This is a genomic window from Tsuneonella aeria, from assembly GCF_009827495.1.
GTDB lineage: Bacteria > Pseudomonadota > Alphaproteobacteria > Sphingomonadales > Sphingomonadaceae > Tsuneonella > Tsuneonella aeria.
The window spans coordinates 639,653-662,717 of the sequence record NZ_WTZA01000001.1 but is presented as its reverse complement, the minus strand read 5'-3'; the positions used below and the strand labels follow the sequence as shown (position 1 = coordinate 662,717).

General features: G+C 64.0%; 33 protein-coding genes. All 33 read left to right on the top strand.

From position 1 onward, the window contains the following. Positions 1-14 precede the first annotated feature (14 nt). The 33 genes from rpsG to GRI40_RS03055 all read left to right on the top strand — a co-directional run bounded on the left by rpsG (position 15) and on the right by GRI40_RS03055 (position 22,956). Entirely contained in the window at positions 15-485 is a 471-nt protein-coding gene (rpsG, locus tag GRI40_RS03215) for a 30S ribosomal protein S7 (RefSeq protein WP_160610005.1), read from the top strand. Between the two features lie 67 nt (positions 486-552). Next, positions 553-2,646 (top strand): elongation factor G, encoded by a 2,094-nt coding sequence (gene fusA, locus GRI40_RS03210; RefSeq protein ID WP_160610004.1) that lies wholly within the window; start codon positions 553-555, stop codon positions 2,644-2,646. 90 nt (positions 2,647-2,736) lie between these two features. Then, on the top strand, positions 2,737-3,927 hold the full coding sequence (gene tuf / locus GRI40_RS03205) for an elongation factor Tu (protein WP_160610003.1): 1,191 nt from the start codon (positions 2,737-2,739) through the stop codon (positions 3,925-3,927). 308 nt (positions 3,928-4,235) lie between these two features. Next, positions 4,236-4,547, top strand: coding sequence for a 30S ribosomal protein S10 (gene rpsJ, locus GRI40_RS03200; RefSeq protein WP_160610002.1), 312 nt, complete (start codon positions 4,236-4,238; stop codon positions 4,545-4,547). Positions 4,548-4,733: 186 nt separating this feature from the next. After that, complete coding sequence (gene rplC / locus GRI40_RS03195) at positions 4,734-5,618, top strand: 50S ribosomal protein L3 (RefSeq protein ID WP_160610001.1); 885 nt, start codon at positions 4,734-4,736, stop codon at positions 5,616-5,618. A 4-nt stretch (positions 5,619-5,622) separates the two neighbouring features. After that, positions 5,623-6,249 (top strand): 50S ribosomal protein L4, encoded by a 627-nt coding sequence (gene rplD / locus GRI40_RS03190; RefSeq protein ID WP_160610000.1) that lies wholly within the window; start codon positions 5,623-5,625, stop codon positions 6,247-6,249. Continuing rightward, positions 6,242-6,556 (top strand): 50S ribosomal protein L23, encoded by a 315-nt coding sequence (locus GRI40_RS03185; RefSeq protein WP_160609999.1) that lies wholly within the window; start codon positions 6,242-6,244, stop codon positions 6,554-6,556. The genes rplD and GRI40_RS03185 overlap by 8 nt, the downstream gene beginning before the upstream one ends. A 10-nt stretch (positions 6,557-6,566) precedes the next feature. Further along, positions 6,567-7,403, top strand: coding sequence for a 50S ribosomal protein L2 (gene rplB / locus GRI40_RS03180; RefSeq protein ID WP_160609998.1), 837 nt, complete (start codon positions 6,567-6,569; stop codon positions 7,401-7,403). A gap of 6 nt (positions 7,404-7,409) precedes the next feature. Then, the gene (rpsS, locus tag GRI40_RS03175; protein ID WP_160609997.1) at positions 7,410-7,685 is read left to right on the top strand and encodes a 30S ribosomal protein S19; all 276 of its coding nucleotides are present in this window, start codon (positions 7,410-7,412) and stop codon (positions 7,683-7,685) included. Next, positions 7,685-8,062 carry a 50S ribosomal protein L22 gene (gene rplV, locus GRI40_RS03170; protein WP_160609996.1) on the top strand — a complete coding sequence of 126 codons (378 nt, stop codon included), beginning with the start codon at positions 7,685-7,687 and terminating at the stop codon, positions 8,060-8,062. Before rpsS ends, rplV begins: the two co-directional genes overlap by 1 nt. A 1-nt stretch (position 8,063) precedes the next feature. Further along, on the top strand, positions 8,064-8,768 hold the full coding sequence (rpsC, locus tag GRI40_RS03165; protein WP_160609995.1) for a 30S ribosomal protein S3: 705 nt from the start codon (positions 8,064-8,066) through the stop codon (positions 8,766-8,768). 15 nt (positions 8,769-8,783) lie between these two features. Next, positions 8,784-9,218, top strand: coding sequence for a 50S ribosomal protein L16 (gene rplP, locus GRI40_RS03160; protein WP_160609994.1), 435 nt, complete (start codon positions 8,784-8,786; stop codon positions 9,216-9,218). Next, complete coding sequence (gene rpmC, locus GRI40_RS03155; protein WP_160609993.1) at positions 9,218-9,463, top strand: 50S ribosomal protein L29; 246 nt, start codon at positions 9,218-9,220, stop codon at positions 9,461-9,463. The genes rplP and rpmC overlap by 1 nt, the downstream gene beginning before the upstream one ends. Positions 9,464-9,472: 9 nt before the next feature. Then, a complete protein-coding gene (gene rpsQ, locus GRI40_RS03150) occupies positions 9,473-9,763 on the top strand; it encodes a 30S ribosomal protein S17 (RefSeq protein WP_160609992.1) in 291 nt (96 codons plus the stop codon). A 62-nt stretch (positions 9,764-9,825) separates the two neighbouring features. Further along, the gene (gene rplN / locus GRI40_RS03145; RefSeq protein ID WP_160609991.1) at positions 9,826-10,194 is read left to right on the top strand and encodes a 50S ribosomal protein L14; all 369 of its coding nucleotides are present in this window, start codon (positions 9,826-9,828) and stop codon (positions 10,192-10,194) included. Further along, a complete protein-coding gene (rplX, locus tag GRI40_RS03140; protein WP_160609990.1) occupies positions 10,194-10,514 on the top strand; it encodes a 50S ribosomal protein L24 in 321 nt (106 codons plus the stop codon). The genes rplN and rplX overlap by 1 nt, the downstream gene beginning before the upstream one ends. After that, a complete protein-coding gene (gene rplE / locus GRI40_RS03135) occupies positions 10,507-11,091 on the top strand; it encodes a 50S ribosomal protein L5 (RefSeq protein WP_160609989.1) in 585 nt (194 codons plus the stop codon). The genes rplX and rplE overlap by 8 nt, the downstream gene beginning before the upstream one ends. Positions 11,092-11,121: 30 nt before the next feature. Next, the gene (gene rpsN / locus GRI40_RS03130) at positions 11,122-11,427 is read left to right on the top strand and encodes a 30S ribosomal protein S14 (RefSeq protein WP_160609988.1); all 306 of its coding nucleotides are present in this window, start codon (positions 11,122-11,124) and stop codon (positions 11,425-11,427) included. 11 nt (positions 11,428-11,438) lie between these two features. Beyond that, complete coding sequence (rpsH, locus tag GRI40_RS03125) at positions 11,439-11,834, top strand: 30S ribosomal protein S8 (protein ID WP_160609987.1); 396 nt, start codon at positions 11,439-11,441, stop codon at positions 11,832-11,834. Beyond that, positions 11,834-12,367, top strand: coding sequence for a 50S ribosomal protein L6 (gene rplF / locus GRI40_RS03120; protein WP_160609986.1), 534 nt, complete (start codon positions 11,834-11,836; stop codon positions 12,365-12,367). The genes rpsH and rplF overlap by 1 nt, the downstream gene beginning before the upstream one ends. A gap of 1 nt (position 12,368) precedes the next feature. Further along, positions 12,369-12,713 (top strand): 50S ribosomal protein L18, encoded by a 345-nt coding sequence (rplR, locus tag GRI40_RS03115; RefSeq protein ID WP_160609985.1) that lies wholly within the window; start codon positions 12,369-12,371, stop codon positions 12,711-12,713. Next, entirely contained in the window at positions 12,713-13,510 is a 798-nt protein-coding gene (gene rpsE / locus GRI40_RS13795; RefSeq protein ID WP_160609984.1) for a 30S ribosomal protein S5, read from the top strand. The genes rplR and rpsE overlap by 1 nt, the downstream gene beginning before the upstream one ends. Before the next feature lie 5 nt (positions 13,511-13,515). Then, positions 13,516-13,692, top strand: a complete 177-nt coding sequence (gene rpmD, locus GRI40_RS03105) for a 50S ribosomal protein L30 (RefSeq protein ID WP_160609983.1) — start codon at positions 13,516-13,518, stop codon at positions 13,690-13,692. 70 nt (positions 13,693-13,762) lie between these two features. Then, positions 13,763-14,299, top strand: coding sequence for a 50S ribosomal protein L15 (rplO, locus tag GRI40_RS03100; protein ID WP_160609982.1), 537 nt, complete (start codon positions 13,763-13,765; stop codon positions 14,297-14,299). 114 nt (positions 14,300-14,413) lie between these two features. Beyond that, positions 14,414-15,778 carry a preprotein translocase subunit SecY gene (gene secY / locus GRI40_RS03095; RefSeq protein WP_160609981.1) on the top strand — a complete coding sequence of 455 codons (1,365 nt, stop codon included), beginning with the start codon at positions 14,414-14,416 and terminating at the stop codon, positions 15,776-15,778. 34 nt (positions 15,779-15,812) lie between these two features. Continuing rightward, positions 15,813-16,460, top strand: coding sequence for an adenylate kinase (locus GRI40_RS03090; RefSeq protein WP_160609980.1), 648 nt, complete (start codon positions 15,813-15,815; stop codon positions 16,458-16,460). Between the two features lie 45 nt (positions 16,461-16,505). Further along, positions 16,506-17,123 carry an SRPBCC family protein gene (locus GRI40_RS03085; protein WP_160609979.1) on the top strand — a complete coding sequence of 206 codons (618 nt, stop codon included), beginning with the start codon at positions 16,506-16,508 and terminating at the stop codon, positions 17,121-17,123. Positions 17,124-17,414: 291 nt separating this feature from the next. Next, positions 17,415-17,783, top strand: coding sequence for a 30S ribosomal protein S13 (gene rpsM, locus GRI40_RS03080; RefSeq protein WP_160609978.1), 369 nt, complete (start codon positions 17,415-17,417; stop codon positions 17,781-17,783). Positions 17,784-17,850: 67 nt separating this feature from the next. Continuing rightward, positions 17,851-18,240, top strand: coding sequence for a 30S ribosomal protein S11 (rpsK, locus tag GRI40_RS03075; protein ID WP_160609977.1), 390 nt, complete (start codon positions 17,851-17,853; stop codon positions 18,238-18,240). A gap of 106 nt (positions 18,241-18,346) precedes the next feature. Then, complete coding sequence (locus tag GRI40_RS03070) at positions 18,347-19,399, top strand: DNA-directed RNA polymerase subunit alpha (RefSeq protein ID WP_160609976.1); 1,053 nt, start codon at positions 18,347-18,349, stop codon at positions 19,397-19,399. Positions 19,400-19,497: 98 nt separating this feature from the next. Continuing rightward, entirely contained in the window at positions 19,498-19,926 is a 429-nt protein-coding gene (gene rplQ, locus GRI40_RS03065; RefSeq protein WP_160609975.1) for a 50S ribosomal protein L17, read from the top strand. 231 nt (positions 19,927-20,157) lie between these two features. Further along, a complete protein-coding gene (locus GRI40_RS03060) occupies positions 20,158-22,299 on the top strand; it encodes a prolyl oligopeptidase family serine peptidase (protein WP_160609974.1) in 2,142 nt (713 codons plus the stop codon). Positions 22,300-22,410: 111 nt separating this feature from the next. Beyond that, positions 22,411-22,956: a hypothetical protein gene (locus GRI40_RS03055; RefSeq protein ID WP_160609973.1), complete on the top strand. Its 546-nt coding sequence runs from the start codon at positions 22,411-22,413 to the stop codon at positions 22,954-22,956. Positions 22,957-23,065: the final 109 nt, after the last annotated feature.

Genomic DNA, 23,065 nt, shown 5'->3' with positions numbered 1-23,065 from the left:
CTGGAGTTTAAGAAATGTCACGTCGTCGTCGTCCCGAAAAGCGGGTCATCCTGCCCGATCCCAAGTTCGGGGATCAGATCCTGTCGAAGTTCATGAACAACCTCATGCTCGACGGTAAGAAGTCGGTTGCGGAACGCATCGTCTATGGTGCGCTCGAAACCGTCGAGAGCCGTGCGAAGAGCGATCCCATCGCAGTCTTCCACACCGCGCTCGACAACGTGAAGCCGCAGATCGAGGTGCGTTCGCGCCGCGTCGGCGGTGCCACGTACCAGGTGCCTGTCGAAGTGCGTCCGGAACGCGGCCAGGCGCTCGCGATCCGCTGGCTCATCACCGCTGCCCGCGGCCGTGCGGAAACCACCATGGCCGCGCGTCTCTCGGGCGAGCTGATGGATGCCGCCAACAACCGCGGCAACGCGGTCAAGAAGCGCGAAGACACGCACCGCATGGCCGACGCCAACCGCGCCTTCTCGCACTACCGCTGGTAACACCTATATAGGGCGGGGCCGGGCGATCTTGCGTCCGGCCGCTCCCTTCTCTCCAAGGAATTTTCCCATGGCACGCAGCCATCCCATCGAGCGTTACCGAAATTTCGGAATCATGGCGCACATCGACGCCGGCAAGACCACGACGACCGAGCGTATCCTTTACTACACCGGCAAGTCCTACAAGATCGGCGAAGTGCACGATGGCGCCGCCACCATGGACTGGATGGAGCAGGAGCAGGAGCGCGGGATCACGATCACTTCCGCCGCCACGACGACGTTCTGGCAGGCTGAGGACGGCCAGGGCCCCGAGCACCGCCTGAACATCATCGACACCCCCGGCCACGTCGATTTCACCATCGAAGTCGAACGTTCGCTGCGCGTGCTCGACGGCGCGGTTGCGGCCTTCGACGGCGTCGCCGGCGTCGAACCGCAATCCGAAACCGTGTGGCGCCAGGCCGAAAAGTACGGCGTGCCGCGGATGTGCTACGTCAACAAGCTCGACCGTACCGGGGCGGACTTCTATTATTGTGTCCAGACGATCATCGATCGCCTTGGCGCAGTCCCCGCTGTGCTCTATCTTCCGATCGGCGCGGAATCGTCGTTCAAGGGTCTCGTCGACCTGGTGAACAACCGCGCGATCATCTGGCAGGATGAGAGCCTGGGCGCCAAGTTCGACTATACCGACATCCCCGCCGACCTGGCCGACAAGGCCGCGGAATACCGCGAACGCCTGATCGAACTCGCCGTCGAGCAGGACGACGACGTCATGGAAAAGTATCTCGAAGGCGAGATGCCCGACGCGGCGACGCTCAAGCGGCTGATCCGCAAGGGCACGCTGGCGGGCGCGTTCGTGCCGGTCCTGTGCGGCTCCTCGTTCAAGAACAAGGGCGTCCAGCCGCTTCTCGATGCGGTGGTGGACTACTTGCCGAGCCCGGTCGACGTCCCCGCGATCAAGGGCATCAAGCCCGACAGCGAGGAAGAAGACACGCGCCCGTCCTCAGACGACGCGCCGTTCTCGGCCCTTGCGTTCAAGATCATGAACGACCCGTTCGTCGGCTCGCTGACCTTCTCCCGCATCTATTCGGGCAAGCTGACCAAGGGTTCGTACCTGAACTCCGTCAAGGACAAGAAGGAAAAGATCGGCCGCATGCTGCTGATGCACTCGAACAACCGCGAGGACATCGAAGAGGCATACGCGGGCGACATCGTGGCCCTGGCCGGGCTCAAGGAAACCACCACGGGCGACACGCTGTGCGACCCGGCGAAGCCGATCATTCTCGAGCGGATGGAATTCCCCGAGCCGGTGATCGAGCTGTCGGTGGAGCCCAAGACCAAGGCCGACCAGGAGAAGATGGGTGTCGCGCTCCATCGCCTCGCGGCCGAGGATCCGAGCTTCCGCGTGACCACCGACCATGAATCGGGCCAGACGATCATCAAGGGCATGGGCGAGCTTCACCTCGACATCCTCGTCGATCGCATGAAGCGTGAGTTCAAGGTCGAGGCGAACGTCGGTGCGCCGCAGGTGGCATACCGCGAATACCTCGCGAAGCCGGTGGACGTGGACTACACCCACAAGAAGCAGTCGGGTGGTTCGGGTCAGTTCGGCCGGGTCAAGGTCAAGGTCGAGCCGGGTGAGCGCGGCCAGGGCTTCGTCTTCGTGGACGAGATCAAGGGCGGCAACATTCCGAAGGAATACATCCCCGCGATCGAGAAGGGCCTGCGCGAGCAGGCCGAGAGCGGCTACCTCGTCGGCTTCCCGATCATCGACTTCACCGTCACACTCTACGACGGTGCGTACCACGACGTCGACTCGAGCGCGATCGCGTTCGAAATCGCCGGTCGCGGCGCGATGCGCGAAGTGGCGCAGAAGGCGGGCATCAAGCTGCTCGAGCCCATCATGAAGGTGGAAGTGGTCACGCCGGAAGATTATCTCGGCGACGTGATCGGCGACATCAACAGCCGCCGCGGCCAGATCCAGGGCACCGACACGCGCGGGAATGCCCAGGCCGTGGAAGCCAAGGTGCCGCTTGCCAACATGTTCGGCTACGTCAACGAACTGCGTTCGTTCACCCAGGGTCGCGCGCAGTACACGATGCAGTTCTCGCACTATGACGAGGTGCCGGCGAACGTCGCTGCCGAGGTCAAGGAGAAGCTTGCCTAAGGAAAGGCGAGCGTCTAGTGGCGGCGCCTGATTCACCGGGTGCCGCCGCAGGCTTGGTGAAATTCAATCCAGACAGAGGTTTTAGTCAAAATGGCAAAGGCAAAATTCGAGCGGAACAAGCCGCACTGCAACATCGGCACCATTGGTCACGTTGACCACGGCAAGACGACGCTCACCGCGGCGATCACCAAGGTCATGGCCGAAGTGTACGGCGGCACCCCCGTCGACTTCGCGAACATCGACAAGGCACCCGAAGAGCGTGAGCGCGGCATCACCATCTCGACCGCACACGTCGAGTACGAGTCGGACGCTCGTCACTACGCGCACGTCGACTGCCCGGGTCACGCGGACTACGTGAAGAACATGATCACCGGTGCCGCCCAGATGGACGGCGCGATCCTGGTCGTGAACGCAGCCGACGGCCCGATGCCGCAGACCCGCGAGCACATCCTGCTCGCGCGCCAGGTCGGCGTGCCGGCTCTCGTCGTGTACATGAACAAGGTCGACCAGGTCGACGACGAGGAAATCCTCGAACTCGTCGAACTGGAAGTGCGCGAGCTGCTGAGCTCGTACGACTTTGACGGTGACAACATTCCGATCATCAAGGGTTCCGCGCTGGCTGCTCTCGAAGGTCGCGATGACCACATCGGCAAGGATTCGGTCGTTGCGCTGATCAAGGCGGTCGACGAATACATTCCGCAGCCGGACCGTCCGGTCGACAAGCCGTTCCTCATGCCCATCGAAGACGTGTTCTCGATCTCGGGCCGCGGCACGGTCGTGACCGGCCGCATCGAGACGGGTGTCGTCAACGTTGGTGACGAAGTCGAAATCGTCGGCATCAAGGACTCGAAGAAGACGACCGTCACGGGCGTCGAGATGTTCCGCAAGCTGCTCGATCGGGGCGAAGCCGGCGACAACGTCGGTGCGCTGATCCGCGGCGTGGCTCGCGAAGAGGTCGAGCGTGGCCAGGTTCTCGCCAAGCCGGGTTCGGTCAAGCCGCACACCGACTTCGACGCGGAAGTCTATGTGCTGTCGAAGGACGAGGGCGGCCGTCACACGCCGTTCTTCGCCAACTATCGTCCGCAGTTCTACTTCCGCACCACCGACGTGACCGGTGAGGTTGTTCTTCCCGAAGGCACCGAAATGGTCATGCCGGGCGACAACGTCACGATCGGCGTCAAGCTGATCGCCCCGATCGCGATGGACGAAGGTCTGCGCTTCGCTATTCGCGAAGGCGGCCGCACCGTCGGTTCGGGTGTCGTCGCCAAGATCACGAAGTAAGCCTCTTACGGCAGCATGGTCTGGCCCGGCTCTCGCAAGGGAGCCGGGCCTGGTTGTGTCTGGAGCCATTGCAGGCTCGTCAGCGCCCTTGGTGGGATCGCGATCGAATCCTCCAACAAAACCGTGCAATCGGGGGTTGCACGACAACCGCGCTATCCGTATAGGCGCGCCACCGGACGGGGATTCGTCTCCATCCAAACAGATTCACAGGAAGGCCGCCTGTTCCCGCATGTCGGGCAAGACCGGGCGGGCCTTTCTTTTTTGCGGGCCGGCAACGGCTCGTACGGCTCTTTCGCATCGGTAGGGACATGGAAGCTCAGAATATCCGCATTCGCCTCAAGGCGTTCGATCACCGCGTGCTCGACCAGGCGACTGGCGAGATTGCGGACACCGCCCGTCGCACGGGTGCGCTGATCCGGGGCCCCATCCCCATGCCGACGCGTATCGAGAAATTCACCGTGAACCGCGGTCCGCACGTCGACAAGAAGTCGCGCGAGCAGTTCGAGGTGCGCACCTACAAGCGGCTGCTCGACATCGTGCAGCCGAACGCCCAGACGGTGGACGCGCTGATGAAGCTCGACCTAGCCGCTGGCGTCAACGTCGAGATCAAGCTGGCTTGATTTCGTCGCGAGCCGGCAGGCTCGCGGACAAGGGATACCTCCGGCCGCGCCTTCGGGCACTGGCCGGGCAGCGTCCCCCGTCTCGCCTCGAGAGAGGCACTTTGGCCCGGACGGGGCGATGCATGACAACCTGGGCCGAGCACGCCTGTCGGATGGTCCGGCAGGCCTCTGTAAGGAGAACGGATCATGCGCTCCGGCGTGATCGCTAAGAAAGTCGGGATGACCCGCCTGTTCCAGGAAGATGGCCGCCACGTGCCGGTCACCGTCCTGTCGCTGGAAGATTGCCAGGTCGTCATGCACCGCACTGGTGACCGTGACGGCTACTTCGCCGTCCAGCTCGGTGCGGGCGAAGCGAAGCAGAAGAACGTCAACAAGCCGCAGCGCGAGCAGTTCGCAAAGGCCGAAGTCGGCCTGAAGATGCGCGTCGCGGAATTCCGCGTCGACGGCGAAGACGGGCTGATCCCCGTCGGGTCGACCATCTCGGCCGAGCATTTCGTTGCCGGGCAGAAGGTCGACATCACCGGCCACACGCAGGGCAAGGGCTTTGCCGGCGCCATGAAGCGCTGGGGCTTCGGCGGCATGCGCGCGACGCACGGCGTCTCGATCAGCCACCGCGCCCACGGTTCGACCGGTAACCGCCAGGATCCGGGCCGCGTGTTCAAGAACAAGAAGATGGCCGGCCACATGGGCGACCGTCAGCGCACCCAGCAGAACCTGGAAGTGGTTCGCACCGACGCGACCCGCGGCCTGATCTTCGTGAAGGGCTCTGTCCCGGGTTCGAAGAATGGCTGGCTGCTCGTTCGGGACTCCGTGAAGCTTTCGCTGCCCGAGAACCTGCCGTTCCCCGGCGCGGTTCTCGAGAAGAAGAGCACTGCTCCCGAGCACGAGGAAGCGCCTGCCGGCATGGTCGAGGCTGCTGCCGAGCACGAAGTGATCGAGCAGGTGAGCCCCGAGATGCAGGAGCAGCTCGCTGAAGAGCAGCAGGCCGGTGCCGATACGGATACCGATGCCACCGCCGAAACCACCGCCGAGGGCGCTTCGCCCGCCGGTGATGAAAACAAGGAGGGCTGATCCCGTGAAGGTGAAGGTCCAGAAACTCGACGGCGGCGCCGCCGGCGACCTCGAGCTGAATGACGAGGTCTTCGGTATCGAGCCGCGGCAGGATATCCTGCACCGCGTCGTCACCTGGCAGCTGTGGAACCGGCGGATGACCGCCCGTCCGACCCGCGAGCGCAGCGACGTTGCCCGTACCGGCAAGAAGTTCGGCCGGCAGAAGGGCGGCGGCACGGCACGTCACGGCGACCGTGCAGCACCCGTGTTCATCGGTGGCGGCAAGGCGCACGGTGCCAGGAAGCGCGATTTCAACATCTCGCTGAACAAGAAGATCCGCGCGCTCGGCCTGCGCATGGCCCTTTCGAGCAAGGCGAAGGACGGCCTCGTCATCGTCGACACGCTCGAACTCGCCGATGCCAAGACGAAGGCGCTGAAAGGCCATTTCGACGCGAATGGCTGGAGCGGCGGCAAGGTGCTGGTGATTGACGGCGATGCGGTCGACACTTCGTTCGCGAAGGCTGCGGGCAACCTGCACGGCATCAACGTGATGCCGGCGGTGGGCGCCAACGTCTACGACATCCTGAAGCACGACACGCTGGTCCTGACGAAGGCTGCGGTCGAAAAGCTGGAGGCGCGCTTCAATGGCTAAGCAGGCAAAGCAGGTCGATGCGCGTCACTATGACGTGATCGTCGCCCCGCACATCACCGAGAAGTCGACCCTGGCGTCCGAACACAACGCGATTGTGTTCAAGGTTGCCGGCGATGCGACCAAGCCGCAGATCAAGGAAGCCATCGAGGCCATCTACGATCGCAAGGTGGCAAAGGTGAACACCATCGTCGTCAAGGGCAAGACGAAGCGCTGGAAGGGCAAGCCCTACACGCGCACCGACATGAAGAAGGCGATCGTGACCCTGGCTGAAGGCCAGGACTCGATCGACGTCACGAGCGGGATCTGAGGGCAGGACTATGGCACTCAAGAACTACAAGCCGACCAGCCCGGCCCGCCGCGGCCTGATCCTGGTCGACAAATCCGGCCTGTGGAAGGGCAAGCCGGTCAAGGCGCTCGTCGAAGGCAAGCGCAAGACCGGCGGCCGTAACAACAAGGGCCACGTCACGTCGCGCGGGATCGCCGGCGGCCACAAGCAGAAGTACCGCTACATCGACTTCAAGCGTCGCAAGTGGGACATGCCTGCCACCGTCGAGCGTCTGGAATACGACCCCAACCGCACGGCCTTTATCGCACTGGTGAAGTACGAGGACGGCGAACTGGCCTATATCCTTGCGCCGCAGCGCCTCGCCGTCGGCGACAGCGTCGTCGCAGGCGAGAAGACGGATACGAAGCCGGGTAACGCGATGCTGCTGGGCACCATGCCGGTCGGTACCATCTGCCACAACGTGGAGATGAAGCCGGGCAAGGGCGGTCAGATCGCCCGTTCGGCAGGGACCTATGTCCAGGTTGTCGGCCGTGACCGCGGCATGGTGATCGTGCGCCTCAACAGCGGCGAGCAGCGTTATCTGCGGGCGGATTGCATGGGTACGGTTGGCGCGGTCTCGAACCCCGACAACCAGAACCAGAACTTCGCCAAGGCCGGTCGCAACCGCTGGCTGGGCAAGCGTCCGCTGACCCGCGGCGTCGCGAAGAACCCGGTCGATCACCCGCACGGCGGCGGCGAAGGCCGCACTTCCGGCGGCCGCCACCCGGTCACCCCGTGGGGCAAGCCGACCAAGGGCGCCCGCACCCGTCACAACAAGGCCACGGACAAGATGATCATCCGTTCGCGCCACGCGAAGAAGAAGAGGTAATCGGACATGGCTCGTTCCGTCTGGAAAGGTCCTTTCGTCGACCTCCACCTGCTGAAGAAGGCCGAGGACGCGCAGGAGAAGAGCGCGCGCGGTGCGATCAAGACCTGGTCGCGTCGCAGCACGATCCTGCCGCAGTTCGTCGGTCTGACGTTCAGCGTCTACAACGGCCAGAAGTTCATTCCGGTCTCCGTCAACGAAGACATGGTCGGCCACAAGCTCGGCGAATTCGCGCCCACGCGCAACTTCCCCGGCCACGCCGCCGACAAGAAGGGCAAGCGCTGATGGGCAAGCAGAAAGCCCCCCGCCGCGTCGGCGATAACGAGGCTCTGGCCGTCGGCACCACGATCCGTGGTTCCGCGCAGAAGCTGAACCTCGTGGCCGGCCTCATCCGCGGCAAGAAGGCCGAGGACGCGCTGAATATCCTCGCCTTCTCCAAGAAGGCGATGGCTCGCGACGCCTCCAAGGTGCTCGCCAGCGCGATCGCGAATGCCGAGAACAACCACAACCTCGATGTCGACGCGCTCGTCGTCGCCGAGGCGTCGGTCGGCAAGTCCGTAACCATGAAGCGCTTCCACACGCGTGGGCGCGGGAAGAGCACCCGCATCCTGAAGCCGTTCAGCCGGCTGCGCATCGTGGTCCGTGAAAGCGAGGAGGCCTGATATGGGTCATAAATCGAACCCCATCGGCCTGCGCCTGCAGATCAACCGGACCTGGGACAGCCGCTGGTACGCCGAAGGGCGCGACTACGCCAAGCTGCTCAGCGAAGACATCGCGATCCGCAAGTACATCGTCGAAAGCCTGCCACAGGCTGCGATCTCGAAGGTCGTGATCGAGCGTCCGGCAAAGCTGTGCCGCGTTTCGATCTATGCCGCCCGTCCGGGCGTCATCATCGGCAAGAAGGGCGCCGACATCGAGAAGCTTCGCTCGAAGCTCGCGTCCATGACGGCGAGCGATGTGAAGCTCAACATCGTCGAGATCCGCAAGCCGGAGATCGATGCCAAGCTCGTCGCCCAGGGCATTGCCGACCAGCTCATCCGCCGCGTGGCCTTCCGCCGCGCGATGAAGCGGGCGATGCAGTCGGCCATGCGCCTTGGCGCCGAAGGCATCAAGGTCATGTGCGGCGGCCGTCTTGGCGGTGCGGAGATCGCGCGCGTCGAACAGTACCGGGAAGGCCGTGTGCCGCTGCACACGCTCCGCGCGAACGTTGACTATGCCGAAGCCGAGGCGCTGACCGCCTACGGCGTGATCGGGATCAAGGTGTGGATCTTCAAGGGCGAGATTCTCGGCCATGATCCGACCGCGCAGGACCGCTTGATGATGGAGGCCCAGACCTCCGGCGTCCGCCCGGCTTCCGACCGGCGCTAAGGTAGAGCAAGAACCATGCTGCAACCGAAGAAAACAAAGTTCCGCAAGATGTTCAAGGGCCGCATCAAGGGCGAAGCCAAGGGCGGTACCGCCCTGAACTTCGGTTCCTATGGCCTCAAGGCGCTTGAGCCGGAACGTGTCACCGCCCGCCAGATCGAGGCGGCGCGCCGCGCGATCACGCGTCACATCAAGCGCCAGGGGCGCCTGTGGATTCGCGTGTTCCCGGACGTTCCGGTCTCGAAGAAGCCGGCCGAAGTCCGCCAGGGCAAGGGCAAGGGCGCGATCGAATACTGGGCCGCGCGCGTGAAGCCGGGCCGGATCCTGTTCGAGCTCGACGGCGTGCCCGGTCCGCTCGCGGCAGAGGCGTTCAGCCGCGCGGCGATGAAGCTGCCGATCAAGACCAAGGTTGTCGCTCGCCTGGGCGACACCAGCCACCTGGGAGCCGAGTAATGGCCAAGAAACCAGCCCCCACGGCTGCCACCGGCGGGAACGCGAAGGCCGCCGACATGCGCGCCCGGACGGACGACCAGCTGGCGGAACAGATGGTCGAGCTGAAGCGCGAGGCGTTCAACCTGCGCTTTCAGGCGGCGACCAACCAGCTGGAGCGCCCCGCGCGCATCCGCGAGGTTCGCCGCGACATCGCGCGTATCAAAACGCTGCAGGGCGAGCGTTCTCGCGCTGCCGAAGCGAAGTAAGGAACCGATATGCCAAAGCGTATCCTGGTCGGGACCGTCGTGTCCGACAAGACCGACAAGACCGTGACCGTGCTGGTCGAGCGCAAGGTTAAGCACCCGCTCTACGGCAAGATCATCCGTCGCTCGAAGAAGTACCATGCCCATGACGAGGCGAACGCCTATCATCCGGGCGACGTCGTGCGGATCGAGGAAACCCGCCCCATCTCCAAGACCAAGACCTGGACCGTGAAGGACCGGGTGCAGGCTGGCGGTGTGCAGGCGGTCGATGCCGATCTCGATGTCGAGGCCGCGGGCAACTGAGCCAGTTTTAATAGGAACTGCCGGACTGGTTCCGGCAAGCCGAACGAGAAGGAAACGGATCTATGATCCAGATGCAATCCACGCTCGATGTCGCTGACAACAGCGGCGCCAAGCGCGTCCAGTGCATCAAGGTGCTGGGCGGATCGAAGCGTCGGACCGCCGGCGTGGGCGACGTGATCGTCGTCTCCGTCAAGGAGGCGCAGCCGCGCACGAAGGTCAAGAAGGGCGATGTTCACCGCGCCGTGATCGTGCGGACCCGCAAGGATGTTCGCCGTCCCGATGGCAGCGTGATCCGCTTCGACAGCAACGCTGCGGTCCTGGTGAACAAGAACGAGGAGCCGATCGGTACCCGTATTTTCGGGCCGGTGGTGCGCGAACTGCGCGGCCGCGGCTTCATGAAGATCATCTCGCTCGCTCCGGAGGTGTTGTAATGGCCGGCGCCAAGATCAAGAAGGGCGACAGCGTCGTCGTGCTTTCGGGCAAGGACAAGGGCCGCACCGGCACCGTCCAGTCCGTCATGCCGAAGGACGGCAAGGTCGTCGTCGACGGCATCAACGTGATCGCCCGTCACCGCAAGCCGAGCCAGCAGAACCCGCAGGGTGGCATCGACCGCAAGCCGGCCCCGATGCGCATTGCCAAGGTTGCGCTGGCCGATCCCAAGGACGGCAAGCCGACCCGCGTCCGGTTCGAAACCAAGGACGGACGCAAGGTCCGCGTTGCCGTCAAGTCCGGGGAGACCATCGATGGCTGATACCAATGCCCCGCGCTTGAAGGCTAAGTACGACGCCGAAATCGCCAAGGCGATGACGGAAAAGTTCGGCTACAAGAACGCGCTGGAAGTGCCGCGGCTCGAAAAGATCACGCTCAACATGGGCGTGGGCGAAGCGAGCCAGGACAAGAAGAAGGTCCAGACGGCTGCCGAGGAAATGGCGCTGATCGCCGGCCAGAAGCCGGTCATCACCAAGGCCAAGAAGTCGATCGCGCAGTTCAAGCTGCGTGAAGGGATGCCGATCGGTGCGAAGGTGACCCTTCGCCGCGAGCGCATGTACGAATTCCTTGATCGCCTGGTGACGATCGCCATGCCCCGCATCCGCGACTTCCGCGGGCTGAACCCGAAGAGCTTCGACGGGCGCGGCAACTATGCGATGGGCCTGAAGGAACAGATCATTTTCCCGGAAATCTCGTACGACAAGATCGAGAAGGTCCGGGGGATGGACATCATCATCACCACCACCGCGAAGACCGACGACGAGGCGCGCGAGCTGCTGCGCCTGTTCGGTTTCCCGTTCCCGCGCGAGGACGCTGCTGAAGAGCAGCAGGCCGCGTGAAGCTAGATTTGAGGAAGAGAGCTTAAGTCCATGGCGAAACTGAGTTCGATCAACAAGAACGAGCGGCGCAAGAAGCTCGTGAAGAAGTATGCGGGCAAGTACGCCCGGCTGAAGGCGATTGCCGACGACGAATCGAAGGACGATTCGGAGCGCCTGATGGCGCGCCTGAAGCTGGCCGAAATCCCGCGCAATGCGAACCCGACCCGGGTGCGCAACCGCTGCTCCACCACCGGCCGCCCGCGCGGCGTGTATCGCAAGTTCGGCCTTAACCGGATCGAGATCAGGAACCTGGGCAACAAGGGCCTGATTCCCGGTCTGACCAAGTCGAGCTGGTGAGGATCTGACAGATGGCTATGACCGATCCCCTGGGTGACATGCTCACCCGCATCCGCAACGGGCAGCAGGCGAAGAAGGACTCCGTCCTTACCCCCGCCAGCAAGCTGCGCGCGAATGTCCTCGAAGTGCTTCAGCGTGAAGGCTACATCCGTGGCTTCACCGAAGACGCTTCGGGCAAGCATCCGGCGCTGCGGATCGAACTGAAGTATTTCGAAGGCGAACCGGCGATCAAGCACGTCGCGCGCGTTTCGAAGCCTGGCCGCCGCGTGTATTCGGGTTCCAAGGAACTGCCGACGATCCGCAACGGCCTCGGCATCACCATCGTCTCGACGCCTCGTGGCGTGCTTTCCGACGCGGAAGCCCGTACCCAGAACGTCGGCGGCGAAGTGCTGGCGGAGGTGTTCTGATGAGCCGCATCGGCAAGCGTCCGGTGGCGATCCCCAGCGGGGTCACCGCGGACATCAACGACAAGACGCTGTCAGTGAAGGGCCCCAAGGGCACCTTGTCGATGGGTCTGTCCGACAACGTCACCTACACGGTTGAAGACGGCGCGATCTCGATCAAGCCGGCGAACGACAGCAAGGCTGCAAAGGCCTTCTGGGGCATGCAGCGCACGCTCGTTGCCAACCTGGTCGAAGGCGTTACCGACGGTTTCACCAAGACCCTGGTGATCAAGGGTGTCGGCTACCGCGCGCAGGCCCAGGGCAAGACCCTGAAGCTGCAGCTCGGCTACAGCCACGACGTCGACCTGCCTGTGCCCGAAGGGCTCGAGGTGAAGACGCCGGACCAGACGACCGTAGAGATTTCGGGGATCGACAAGCAGGCCGTCGGCCAGTTTGCCGCCGAAATCCGCCGCTGGCGCAAGCCGGAGCCCTACAAGGGCAAGGGCATCGCCTATCGCGGCGAGTTCATCTTCCGCAAGGAAGGAAAGAAGAAGTAAGATGGCCAAGCTTTCCCTCTTCGAGCGCCGCCGCCGCCGCGTGCGCACTGCGATCAAGGCCCGGGCCGGATCGCGGCCCCGCCTGTCGATCCACCGCACCGGGCGCCACATCTATGCGCAAGTCATCGACGACGCGCAGGGGCGCACTGTTGCCGCCGCGAGCACGCTGGGTGGCAAGTCCGCCGGCGGGAATGTCGATGCCGCCGTCCAGGTCGGCAAGGACATCGCGGAAGCTGCCAAGAAGGCCGGCGTCTCCGCTGTCGTCTTCGACCGCGGCGGGTTTCTGTTTCATGGCCGCGTGAAAGCGCTGGCCGACGCCGCCCGCGAAGGCGGGCTGGAGTTCTGATGATGGCTGACAACGAAAACACCAACGAAGCCGCTGCCGAAACGCAGAATGCCGTCGTGAACGAGCAGCCGGCGATTGCCGATACTCCTTCGCAGGCTGCCGAGGCGCAGAGCGCCGAAAGTGGCGATCCGACGCAGCCGCGTGGACGCGGCGGACGAGGCGGAAACGATCGCGGCGGCCGCGGCCCCGGCGGCGGCAATCGTGACGGACGCGGTGGCCGCGGGCGCGGCGATCGCCGCGACAACCGCCGCGAGGAAGAAGACGACGGGATCATCGAAAAGCTGGTCCACATCAACCGGGTCTCGAAGACGGTGAAGGGCGGCAAGCGCTTCGGCTTCGCAGCGCTGGTCGTAGTCGGCGACGGCTCGGGCCGCGTGGGCTTCGGTCATGGCAAGGCGCGCGAAGTGCCGGAAGCCATCACCAAGGCGACCGCTTCGGCCAAGAAGAAGATGATCCGCGTTCCGCTGAAGGAAGGCCGCACGCTTCATCACGACGGCAAGGGCCGTTTCGGTGCCGGCAAGGTCAACGTCCGCAGCGCCCCGGCAGGTACCGGCATCATCGCCGGCGGTCCGATGCGCGCAGTGTTCGAAAGCCTAGGCGTCGCCGATGTTGTGACCAAGTCGGTCGGCACTTCGAACCCATACAACATGATCCGCGCCACTTTCGCCGCACTGACTGACCAGACTTCGCCGAAGTCGGTTGCGCAGCGTCGTGGCAAGAAGGTCGCCGACCTGCTGGGTCGTGGCGGCGCGAGCGAGGCCGAGGCAGAAGCCGACGCCGCCGCGATTGTGGAGTAAGACTGATGGCGAAGATCAAACTCAAGCAGATCGGCAGCCCGATCCGCCGCCCCGAAAGCCAGAAGAAGATCCTGATCGGCCTGGGCCTCGGCAAGATGCACCGCGTGGTGGAGGTCGAGGATTCGGCCGAAGTCCGCGGCGCGATCGCCAAGCTGCCGCACATGGTCGAGATCGTCGACTGAAATGACATGGCGCGGCCGGGGTTGCCTGGCCGCGACATGGCGCGACAAAAGCGAAAGCGAGTGCACTGACATGAAACTGAACGACATCCGCGACAACGAAGGCGCCCGCCACCGCAAGATGCGGATCGGCCGGGGCATCGGTTCGGGCAAGGGCAAGACCGGCGGTCGCGGCCAGAAGGGCCAGAAGGCGCGTTCCGGCGTCGCCGTCAAGGGCTTCGAAGGCGGCCAGATGCCGCTTCACATGCGCCTGCCGAAGCGCGGTTTCAACAACCCGAACGGCAAGGATTACGCCGAGGTCAACCTTGGCATGATCCAGAAGTTCATCGATTCCGGCAAGCTGGACGCCACCGGCACGGTCGATCACGACGTGCTGAAGAGCGCGGGCCTGGCGACGGGCGGCAAGGACGGCGTGCGCCTGCTTGGCAAGGGCGAGCTGAGCGCGAAGGTCAGCTTCCGGGTTGCCGGGGCGTCGAAGGGTGCGATCGAAGCGGTCGAGAAGGCCGGCGGATCCGTCGAAGTCATCGAGCGCGGCCAGCCCGAACACGAGAAGAAGGCTGCGCGCGCGGCCGCCAACAAGACCGCGCGTAACGACAAGGCCGCCAATTAAGCGAATAACGGGCAGCGGGGGTTCGACATGTCGGCCCCCGCTTCCTATGTAGCCTCCCTTGCCGGGAGGACCCCAAAGACCCCTTGGCGCCAATACAGGATCTCGGGTAACCCCATGGCATCACGCGCCGACAACATCGCGAGCACTCTGAGCCTCGCGAACTTTTCCAAGGCAACCGAACTCAAGAACCGCATCTGGTTCACGATCGGCGCCCTGATCATCTTCCGCTTCCTGAGCTTCGTGCCGCTTCCGGGCGTCAATCCGCTAGTGCTGGAGACGCTGTACGAGCAGACGCGCGGGGGCATCCTCGATCTGTTCAATACGTTCTCGGGCGGCAGCCTTGAGCGCATGAGCCTCATCGCGCTCGGCGTCATGCCCTACATCACGGCGTCTATCGTCATCCAGCTTGCCGCTTCGCTTCACCCGGCGCTCGCCGCGTTGAAGAAGGAAGGTGCGAGCGGACGGCAGAAGCTCAATCAGTACACCCGGTACGGTACCGTGTTCCTGTGCGCAGTGCAGGGCTGGTTCCTAGCCCAGGGTCTCGAAAGCTACGGGGCGCAGAGCGGGCTCCAGGCCGTCGTCATTCCCGGCCTGCTGTTCAAGATCACCGCCGTGATCAGCCTGGTGGGCGGCACGATGTTCCTCCTGTGGCTGGGTGAGCAGATCACGAGCCGCGGGATCGGCAACGGCGTTTCGCTGATCATCATGGCCGGCATCGTCGCCCAGTTCCCCAGCTTCGGCGCCAACCTGTTCGAAGGGGGGCGTTCGGGCTCCATCAGCGCCTTCGTGATCGTCGGCTTTGTCGTGATGATCGTGGGCCTGATCCTGTTTATCTCTTTCATGGAACGCGCTCAGCGACGCCTGCTGATCCAGTATCCCAAGCGCGCCAGCCAGCGCGGCATGATGCAGGCGGATCGCAGCCACCTGCCGCTGAAGCTCAACACATCGGGTGTCATCCCGCCGATCTTCGCAAGCTCGCTCCTGCTCCTGCCGCTGACCATCAGCCAGTTTGCCGGGCAGGGCATTGACCCCAACAGCACGACCGGCGGGATCATCAACACGCTGAACTTCTACCTTCAGCACGGGCAGCCGTTGTACCTGCTGCTCTATGCCATCGGGATCGTCTTCTTCTGCTTCTTCTACACCGCGGTGGTCTTCAATCCGGAAGAGACGGCCGACAACCTGAAGAAGAATGGCGGGTTCATCCCGGGTATCCGGCCTGGCAAGCGTACACAGGATTACCTGGATTACGTCCTTACGCGGATCACCGTGATCGGCGCGGCCTACCTCACCCTGGTGTGTGTGCTGCCGGAATACATGATCGCGCAGACGGGCATTCCGCTGTTTCTTGGCGGCACCAGCCTGCTGATCGTGGTCAACGTGACGGTGGATACCATCAGCCAGATACAGTCTCACCTGCTGGCCCACCAGTATGGCGACCTCATCAAGAAGGCCAAGTTGAAGGGCCGTCTGCGCTAGGGCATTATCTCGGCCTGCTGCGGGGAGCATTACCGTGAACATTATCCTGTTGGGCCCCCCGGGGGCGGGCAAGGGCACGCAAGCGCAGCGACTGGTCGAGCGTCACGGGATGCGGCAGCTCTCCACCGGTGACATGCTGCGTGCGGCGGTAAAGGCGGGGACCCCCGTCGGCCTGGAAGCGAAAGCGGTGATGGAGCGCGGGGAGCTCGTCTCTGACGAGATCGTCTCACGCCTCATCGATGCCGAGCTTACCGCGATGGCTGATGAGACCGGCGCCATCTTCGACGGATATCCGCGAACCGAAGCCCAGGCCTCCGCGCTCGACGCCATTCTCGCCGCGCATGGCCGGACGCTCGATCACGTGATCGAACTCGACGTGGACGAAGACGCACTTGTGGAACGCATCACCGGGCGCTTCACCTGCGCGGTCTGCGGCGAAGGATACCACGACATCCACAAGAGGCCGCGCCTGGCGGGAACGTGCGACAAGTGCGGCAGCTCCGAATTCAAGCGCCGGCCTGACGACAACGAAGGCACCGTGCGCACCCGCATGGCCGAATATCGCGCCAAGACGGCGCCGATCCTTCCGATCTACGAGGCGCGCAATATCGTCCGGCGTATCGACGGAATGGCCGACATCGACATCGTGAGCGAGGCGATCGAGCGGGTTCTCGCCAGTTAGCGCCTCGTGGTGTATCCTCCCCTCCAAGAGCAGGGGGTGATAATCATGGGCAGACTGAAAATCCTGCTTGCGGCTCTGGCGGCGGGCATCGTTGCTGTGCCTGCTTCGGCCGAAGTCACGCAGACATCGCCCGGCCACTTCGTCTCGCGTAACACGGCGTCGACCACCGCCGATTCCACCACCGTCTGGCGCACGCTGATCGAGCCGGCGGCCTGGTGGGAGGACGCACACACCTGGTCGGGGAGCGCAGCGAACCTTTCCATTGCGCCCCAGGGCGGCGGCTGCTTCTGCGAACGGCTGTCCGCGCAGGAGCGGCGGCTCGACGGCAGCGTGCAGCACATGACTGTGGTGATGGCGCAGCCGATGAAGCTCCTGCGCATGACGGGTGCGCTGGGGCCGCTCCAGGGCGAGCCGGTCAACGGTGTCCTGACCGTGACGATCGAACCGCGCGAAAGCGGCGGAACCGCGCTGGTCTGGGAATATGCGGTCGCCGGGCACTTCCGGTTTCCGGTCGATTCCCTCGCCAGATCGGTGGACGCGGTGATGGGGGTGCAACTGGGTCGACTCGTCGCAGCGGCGAACAGCGAGGGTGAGCGCGAGGAGGAGGGCGGGGACAGCGGCCTAGCGTCAACACGCCCGCTTGCGGACCAGGGCGATCCGTAATAAACATCGGACTGCTTCGATCGCGCCGAAGAGGTGATCGTGCCAGCCGGGAGATCGGCGGTGCATACAGATCCTCCGGCGGCCCCTGCGGGTGCGCGCCATTGACGCGCGCAGCGAATCGCACTAAGCGCGCCCCTCATTCGTCATACGCGGGTCGGTCCGGCAGGTGTTCCTGTAACAAGCAGGGCGCGCCATCCGGACCTTTGCCGTAACGCAACCTGCCGATCTCGAATGAAAGCGATGAGATAGGGGCGCCCGGCCGGGTAGCTCCTGTGGAGCATGGAGAACTAAGTGGCTCGTATTGCCGGGGTAAACCTCCCCACCAACAAGCGCGTGATCATCGCGCTCACCTACATCCATGGTATCGGTCCGACCACGGCGGTGAAGATCGCCGACAAGCTGGGCATCGATCACAGCCGCCGCGTGCAGGACCTGTCCGACGCCGAAGTGCTGCAGATCCGTGAAACCATCGACGCCGATCATTCGGTCGAAGGCGATCTTCGCCGCGAAACCGCGATGAACATCAAGCGCCTGATGGATCTGGCCAGCTATCGCGGCCTGCGTCACCGCAAGGGCCTGCCGGTTCGCGGCCAGCGCACTCACACCAACGCCCGGACCCGCAAGGGCAAGGCCAAGCCGATCGCAGGCAAGAAGAAGTAAGCCGCGCTCGCCCCGCTCGGTCGGCGGCGACGGCTTCATTTCTTGGATTTAGGACAGGAATTCCCACATGGCTCGTGAACCTCAGCGCATCCGCAGGCGGGAGCGCAAGAACATCACCAGCGGCGTTGCGCACATCAATGCCAGCTTCAACAACACCATGATCACCATCACCGATGCACAGGGCAACGCGATCAGCTGGTCTTCGGCCGGCATGATGGGGTTCAAGGGCAGCCGCAAGTCGACGCCTTATGCCGCCCAGGTTGCCGCCGACGATGCCGGCAAGAAGGCGGCCGAGCACGGCGTCCGCACGCTGGAGGTTGAGGTCAAGGGGCCCGGGTCGGGCCGTGAAAGCGCGCTGCGCGGCCTTGCGGCGATCGGGTTCACGATCACCTCTATCCGCGACGTGACGCCGATCCCGCACAACGGTGTGCGCCCGTCCAAGCGTCGCCGCGTCTGATCTTGCCTGCCCGGCGGCAGGGTCGCTCCTTGCCGCCGATTTTTCGTAGGATCGGACGCCTCGCCGGCGCCGGTCCCACACGCATTTGAACCCCAAGGGGATATCCATGGCCGTCAACACCAAGAACTGGCAGGAACTCAAGAAGCCCAACAGCCTCGACGTGAAGGACGCCTCGAAGGGCCGCAAGGCAACCTTCGTGGCGGAGCCGCTCGAGCGCGGCTTCGGCCTGACTCTCGGCAACGCACTGCGCCGCGTTCTGCTGTCGAGCCTCCAGGGTGCCGCCATCACCTCGATCAAGATCGAAAACGTGCTGCACGAATTCTCGTCGCTGGCCGGCGTTCGCGAAGACGTGACCGACATCGTGCTGAACGTGAAGCAGATCGCGCTGCGCATGGAAGGCGAGGGCCCTAAGCGCCTGCAGCTTGCCGCCACCGGCCCGGGCGAGGTCAAGGCGGGTGACATCGCGGTCTCCGGCGATATCGAGATCATGAACAAGGATCTCGTGATCTGCCACCTCGACGAAGGCGCCAACCTCAACATGGAACTGACCGCCGACACCGGCAAGGGTTACGTTCCGGCCGTGGGCAACCGGCCGGTCGACGCGCCGATCGGCCTGATCCCGATCGACAGCCTGTACTCGCCCGTCCGCCAGGTGAGCTACAAGGTCGAGAACGCGCGCGTCGGGCAGGAACTCGACTTCGACAAGCTGAGCTTGACGATCGAGACCGACGGAACGGTGACCCCGGAAGACGCGGTGGCCTATGCCGCCCGCATCCTGCAGGACCAGCTTGCGCTGTTCGTCCACTTCGAAGACGGCATTCCGCAGTCGTCGAGCCCGATGATCGGCCTTGCCGCGCAACCGGAAGAGAGCGACGCGAACCAGCTCAACCGCTACCTTCTCAAGAAGGTCGACGAGCTCGAACTGTCGGTCCGTTCGGCAAACTGCCTCAAGAACGACAACATCATCTACATTGGCGATCTGGTCCAGAAGACCGAGGCCGAGATGCTCCGCACGCCGAACTTCGGCCGCAAGAGCCTCAACGAGATCAAGGAAGTCTTGAGCTCGATGGGCCTGCGCCTCGGCATGGACATCCCCGGCTGGCCGCCGGAAAACATCGAGGAAATGGCCAAGAAGCTGGAGCAGGAACTGCTCGGCTGATCGGCTGATTCTCCAACCGGGGCATGGGCCGGACCCCTTCATCCGGCCTGCATCGGGTTACCTGACACGGACCCCCTACGAACGAGGACGAACCGGAAATGAAGCATGGCATCAAGGGCCGCAAGCTGCAGCGCAAGAGTGGCCACCGCGCCGCGTTGCTGCGCAACCTGGCGGCAGCGCTCATCAAGCACGAGCAGATCATGACCACGACGCCCAAGGCCAAGGAACTGCGTCCGTATGTCGAAAAGCTGATCACGCTGGCGAAGCGCGGCGGCCTCAGCAACCGGCGCCTGGCGATGGGCCGCCTGGGCGACGACGTGCAGCTGCGCAAGCTGTTCGACGTTCTTGCCGAGCGTTATGCGGGCCGTGAAGGCGGCTACACCCGCATCATCAAGGCGGGCATCCGCCAGAGCGACGCGGCGCCGATCGCGATCATCGAACTCGTGGACCGTGACGTGGAAGCCAAGGGCCAGGACTCCGGTCCGGTGATGAACCATGACGAGGACGAATACGAAGCCGCCGCCTGATCGGGCCGTTTCGCAAGGTATCCGGGGCCGGGGGGAAACCTCCGGCCCTTTTCGTTTTTGCCGTGGCGAAGGCGGTGTCCGGACCTTGCTAACGCCGCACGGCGAATTACAGTTGCCGCACGTGCACCTTCCCCGGGAGATTCCATGTCGTCGAACTTTCGCGCGCTTCTTGGCGCCGCCTCGCTGCTTGCCTTGTCCGCGCCGCTCGCGGCCCAAACGTCCGGAGCATCCATGAACGCCGCAGTCCAGCCGGGGCCGATCGCCTATCCTGCCACCGAACGCGGTACCACGGTGGAGACCCAGTTCGGCGAACAGATTGCCGACCCCTATCGCTGGCTCGAGAACGACGTGCGGACCGATCCGAAGGTCGCCGAATGGGTGGCGGCGCAGAATGCCGTTACCGATGCTTACCTCGATACCCTTCCGGGCCGCGACTGGTTCAAAGGCAAGATCGCCGCGTTGATGAATTACGAGCGGTTCGGTGTCCCTCAAAAGTACGGCAGCCGCTATTTCTACACCCGCAACACCGGGCTGCAGAACCAGAGCCCGCTCTATGTGCAGGACGGCCTGAACGGGGAACGGCGCGTGTTGCTGGACCCGAACACCTGGGCCCAGGACGGCGCCACTGCGCTCAGCGGATGGCGTCCGTCGCCTGACGGATCGAAGCTGCTCTACATGGTGCAGGACGGCGGCACGGACTGGATGATCATCCGCGCGCTCGACGTCGCAACCGGCGAGAAGATCGACGACGATATCCGCTGGGCGAAGTTCACCGGGCTGTCCTGGGTGGGTGAGGACGGGTTCCTCTATTCGCGCTTTCCCGAACCGGAGAAGGGCCAGGATTTCCAGGCGCTCAACTACAACCAGGCCGTCTATTACCACAAGCTTGGCACCCCGCAGTCGGCGGACCAGCTCGTCTATGCGACACCGGACCACAAGGAACGTGGTCACGGCGCGGCGGTGACCGACGATGGCCGATGGGCCTTCATCGTCAGTTCGCTGGGCACGGACTCCAAGTACGAGGTTCACGCCATCGACCTGACTCAGCGGGCTGCGAAAGGTTGGGCCGCGCGGCCGCTCGTGACCGGGTTCGACAACGCCTGGAATCCGATCGATGTGATCGGCAACACCGCCTATTTCGTGACCAACAAGGATGCGCCGCGCTATCGCATCGTCAAGACGGATCTTTCGGCCGCGACACCCAACTGGACAACCGTCGTCGCCGAAGGCGAACAGCCGATCGACGGCGCTTCGATCATCGGGGATAAACTGGTCGTCACCTACCTGAAGGATGCGACCACGCGCGCCGCTGTCTACACCCTCGACGGGAAGCCGCAGAAAGATATCGCACTCGGCGAATTGGGAACGGCTGGCGGCTTTGGCGGCCGGGCCGGTGATCCCGAGACATTCTACACTTTCACCAGCTTCAATCGCCCGGGCACGATCTATCGTCTCGACGTCAATACCGGTGCAACGACCCCGTTCGCCACGCCCACGCTGACGTTCGATCCGGATCGCTTCACCGTGCGTCAGGTGTTCTACCCGTCGAAGGACGGGACGAAGATCCCGATGTTCATCGCCCATCGCAAGGATGTGACGCGCCCGGCCCCGACGTTGCTTTACGGATACGGCGGGTTCGATGTTTCGCTGACGCCGGGGTTCTCCGCCACGCGCATGGCGTGGATGGAGGCGGGCGGTGTCTTCGCCCTCGCCAACATTCGCGGGGGGGGGGAATACGGCAAGGCGTGGCACGATGGCGGGCGGCTGGCGAACAAGCAGAACGTCTTCGACGATTTTGCGGCGGCAGGCGACTGGCTCAAGGCCAATGGCGTGACCACGCCCGGCGGCCTGTCGATCGAAGGTGGCTCGAACGGCGGCCTTCTGGTGGGCGCAGTCACCAACCAGCGGCCCGATCTGGTCGACGCCGCCCATGCCGCCGTCGGCGTGATGGATATGCTGCGCTTCGATCGATGGACGGCCGGCCGGTACTGGGTGGACGATTACGGTTATCCGTCGAAGGAAGCCGACTTCAAGGTGCTTCGGGCCTATTCGCCCTATCACAACATTCGATCCGGCACCGATTACCCGGCGATGCTCGTCACTACCGCCGACACGGACGACCGCGTCGTGCCGGGCCACAGCTTCAAGTACACGGCCGCGCTGCAGGCGGCCGATGTGGGGGACAAGCCACATCTGATCCGGATCGAGACCCGGGCAGGGCACGGCAGCGGCAAGCCGACCGACAAGGCCATCCAGGAGGGGGCGGACGTCCTCGCGTTTCTCGCGCACTGGACCGGTCTGGCCATGCCGCCGGCACCTGGCGATGCGGAGCCGATCATGTCCCCGGCGAACCGTTCATCCACGCAACGCTGAAAATGAACGACAGCTAACATAGCAATTCAGACTCACCTCACGGCGAATCGCCTAAACATGGCGGGCAATAGCGAAGGGTTCAGTTCCTTTCGCGAAATCGTGAGGTGAGCCATGAATACCATTTCGAAAGCCCTTGCTGGAACGGTCGCGGCTGGCGCGATGGCTCTGGCTTCCGCCACTCCCGCCGCCGCGCAGGATCGCTACCGCGACCGCGACAACGGCATCAGCGCGGGCGAAATCATTGCCGGCGCGCTGGTGATCGGCGGCATCGCTGCTGTTGCGAGCGCAATCGGCAAGGACCGCGGTTACAACGGCACCTATGGCGAACCGTATTACAACGGTGGCTATTACAATAACCGGTACGACAATCGTTATTACAATGGCGGCAGTTCGCGCCAGGCAGTCGAACAGTGCGTCCGCGCCGCCCAGCAGAACGCCTATCGGTATGGCAATGCGCGGGTGACCGACATCCGCAACGTCGACCGCAAGCGCGACGGGTATCGGGTGAAGGGCACCATCGTTGTCAACGAACGTAACGGCGGTTGGGGTCGCGACTACAACTACCGCTACGGTGGCCGCGATTACGATACCGGCCGCTTCACCTGCGACGTTCGCTACGGGCGAGTGGTCGATCTCGATTACAGCGGTCTGCGGTAAGCAGCAGATCCATTAAAAACGCGTCAGGCGGTTCAGGCTTTTGCAAGTCTGGGCCGCCTATCTTTTTGAATGGCGCGCGGCCTGTTGCCGTGAGGCCGCTCGAAGGATT

Coding starts and splice junctions, on each gene's coding strand:
- rpsG (WP_160610005.1), top strand. CDS start 15: ATGTCACGTCGTCGTCGTCCCGAAAAGCGGGTCATCCTGCCCGATCCC.
- fusA (WP_160610004.1), top strand. CDS start 553: ATGGCACGCAGCCATCCCATCGAGCGTTACCGAAATTTCGGAATCATG.
- tuf (WP_160610003.1), top strand. CDS start 2,737: ATGGCAAAGGCAAAATTCGAGCGGAACAAGCCGCACTGCAACATCGGC.
- rpsJ (WP_160610002.1), top strand. CDS start 4,236: ATGGAAGCTCAGAATATCCGCATTCGCCTCAAGGCGTTCGATCACCGC.
- rplC (WP_160610001.1), top strand. CDS start 4,734: ATGCGCTCCGGCGTGATCGCTAAGAAAGTCGGGATGACCCGCCTGTTC.
- GRI40_RS03185 (WP_160609999.1), top strand. CDS start 6,242: ATGGCTAAGCAGGCAAAGCAGGTCGATGCGCGTCACTATGACGTGATC.
- rplB (WP_160609998.1), top strand. CDS start 6,567: ATGGCACTCAAGAACTACAAGCCGACCAGCCCGGCCCGCCGCGGCCTG.
- rpsS (WP_160609997.1), top strand. CDS start 7,410: ATGGCTCGTTCCGTCTGGAAAGGTCCTTTCGTCGACCTCCACCTGCTG.
- rplV (WP_160609996.1), top strand. CDS start 7,685: ATGGGCAAGCAGAAAGCCCCCCGCCGCGTCGGCGATAACGAGGCTCTG.
- rpsC (WP_160609995.1), top strand. CDS start 8,064: ATGGGTCATAAATCGAACCCCATCGGCCTGCGCCTGCAGATCAACCGG.
- rplP (WP_160609994.1), top strand. CDS start 8,784: ATGCTGCAACCGAAGAAAACAAAGTTCCGCAAGATGTTCAAGGGCCGC.
- rpmC (WP_160609993.1), top strand. CDS start 9,218: ATGGCCAAGAAACCAGCCCCCACGGCTGCCACCGGCGGGAACGCGAAG.
- rpsQ (WP_160609992.1), top strand. CDS start 9,473: ATGCCAAAGCGTATCCTGGTCGGGACCGTCGTGTCCGACAAGACCGAC.
- rplN (WP_160609991.1), top strand. CDS start 9,826: ATGATCCAGATGCAATCCACGCTCGATGTCGCTGACAACAGCGGCGCC.
- rplX (WP_160609990.1), top strand. CDS start 10,194: ATGGCCGGCGCCAAGATCAAGAAGGGCGACAGCGTCGTCGTGCTTTCG.
- rplE (WP_160609989.1), top strand. CDS start 10,507: ATGGCTGATACCAATGCCCCGCGCTTGAAGGCTAAGTACGACGCCGAA.
- rpsN (WP_160609988.1), top strand. CDS start 11,122: ATGGCGAAACTGAGTTCGATCAACAAGAACGAGCGGCGCAAGAAGCTC.
- rpsH (WP_160609987.1), top strand. CDS start 11,439: ATGGCTATGACCGATCCCCTGGGTGACATGCTCACCCGCATCCGCAAC.
- rplF (WP_160609986.1), top strand. CDS start 11,834: ATGAGCCGCATCGGCAAGCGTCCGGTGGCGATCCCCAGCGGGGTCACC.
- rplR (WP_160609985.1), top strand. CDS start 12,369: ATGGCCAAGCTTTCCCTCTTCGAGCGCCGCCGCCGCCGCGTGCGCACT.
- rpsE (WP_160609984.1), top strand. CDS start 12,713: ATGATGGCTGACAACGAAAACACCAACGAAGCCGCTGCCGAAACGCAG.
- rpmD (WP_160609983.1), top strand. CDS start 13,516: ATGGCGAAGATCAAACTCAAGCAGATCGGCAGCCCGATCCGCCGCCCC.
- rplO (WP_160609982.1), top strand. CDS start 13,763: ATGAAACTGAACGACATCCGCGACAACGAAGGCGCCCGCCACCGCAAG.
- secY (WP_160609981.1), top strand. CDS start 14,414: ATGGCATCACGCGCCGACAACATCGCGAGCACTCTGAGCCTCGCGAAC.
- GRI40_RS03085 (WP_160609979.1), top strand. CDS start 16,506: ATGGGCAGACTGAAAATCCTGCTTGCGGCTCTGGCGGCGGGCATCGTT.
- rpsK (WP_160609977.1), top strand. CDS start 17,851: ATGGCTCGTGAACCTCAGCGCATCCGCAGGCGGGAGCGCAAGAACATC.
- GRI40_RS03070 (WP_160609976.1), top strand. CDS start 18,347: ATGGCCGTCAACACCAAGAACTGGCAGGAACTCAAGAAGCCCAACAGC.
- rplQ (WP_160609975.1), top strand. CDS start 19,498: ATGAAGCATGGCATCAAGGGCCGCAAGCTGCAGCGCAAGAGTGGCCAC.
- GRI40_RS03060 (WP_160609974.1), top strand. CDS start 20,158: ATGAACGCCGCAGTCCAGCCGGGGCCGATCGCCTATCCTGCCACCGAA.
- GRI40_RS03055 (WP_160609973.1), top strand. CDS start 22,411: ATGAATACCATTTCGAAAGCCCTTGCTGGAACGGTCGCGGCTGGCGCG.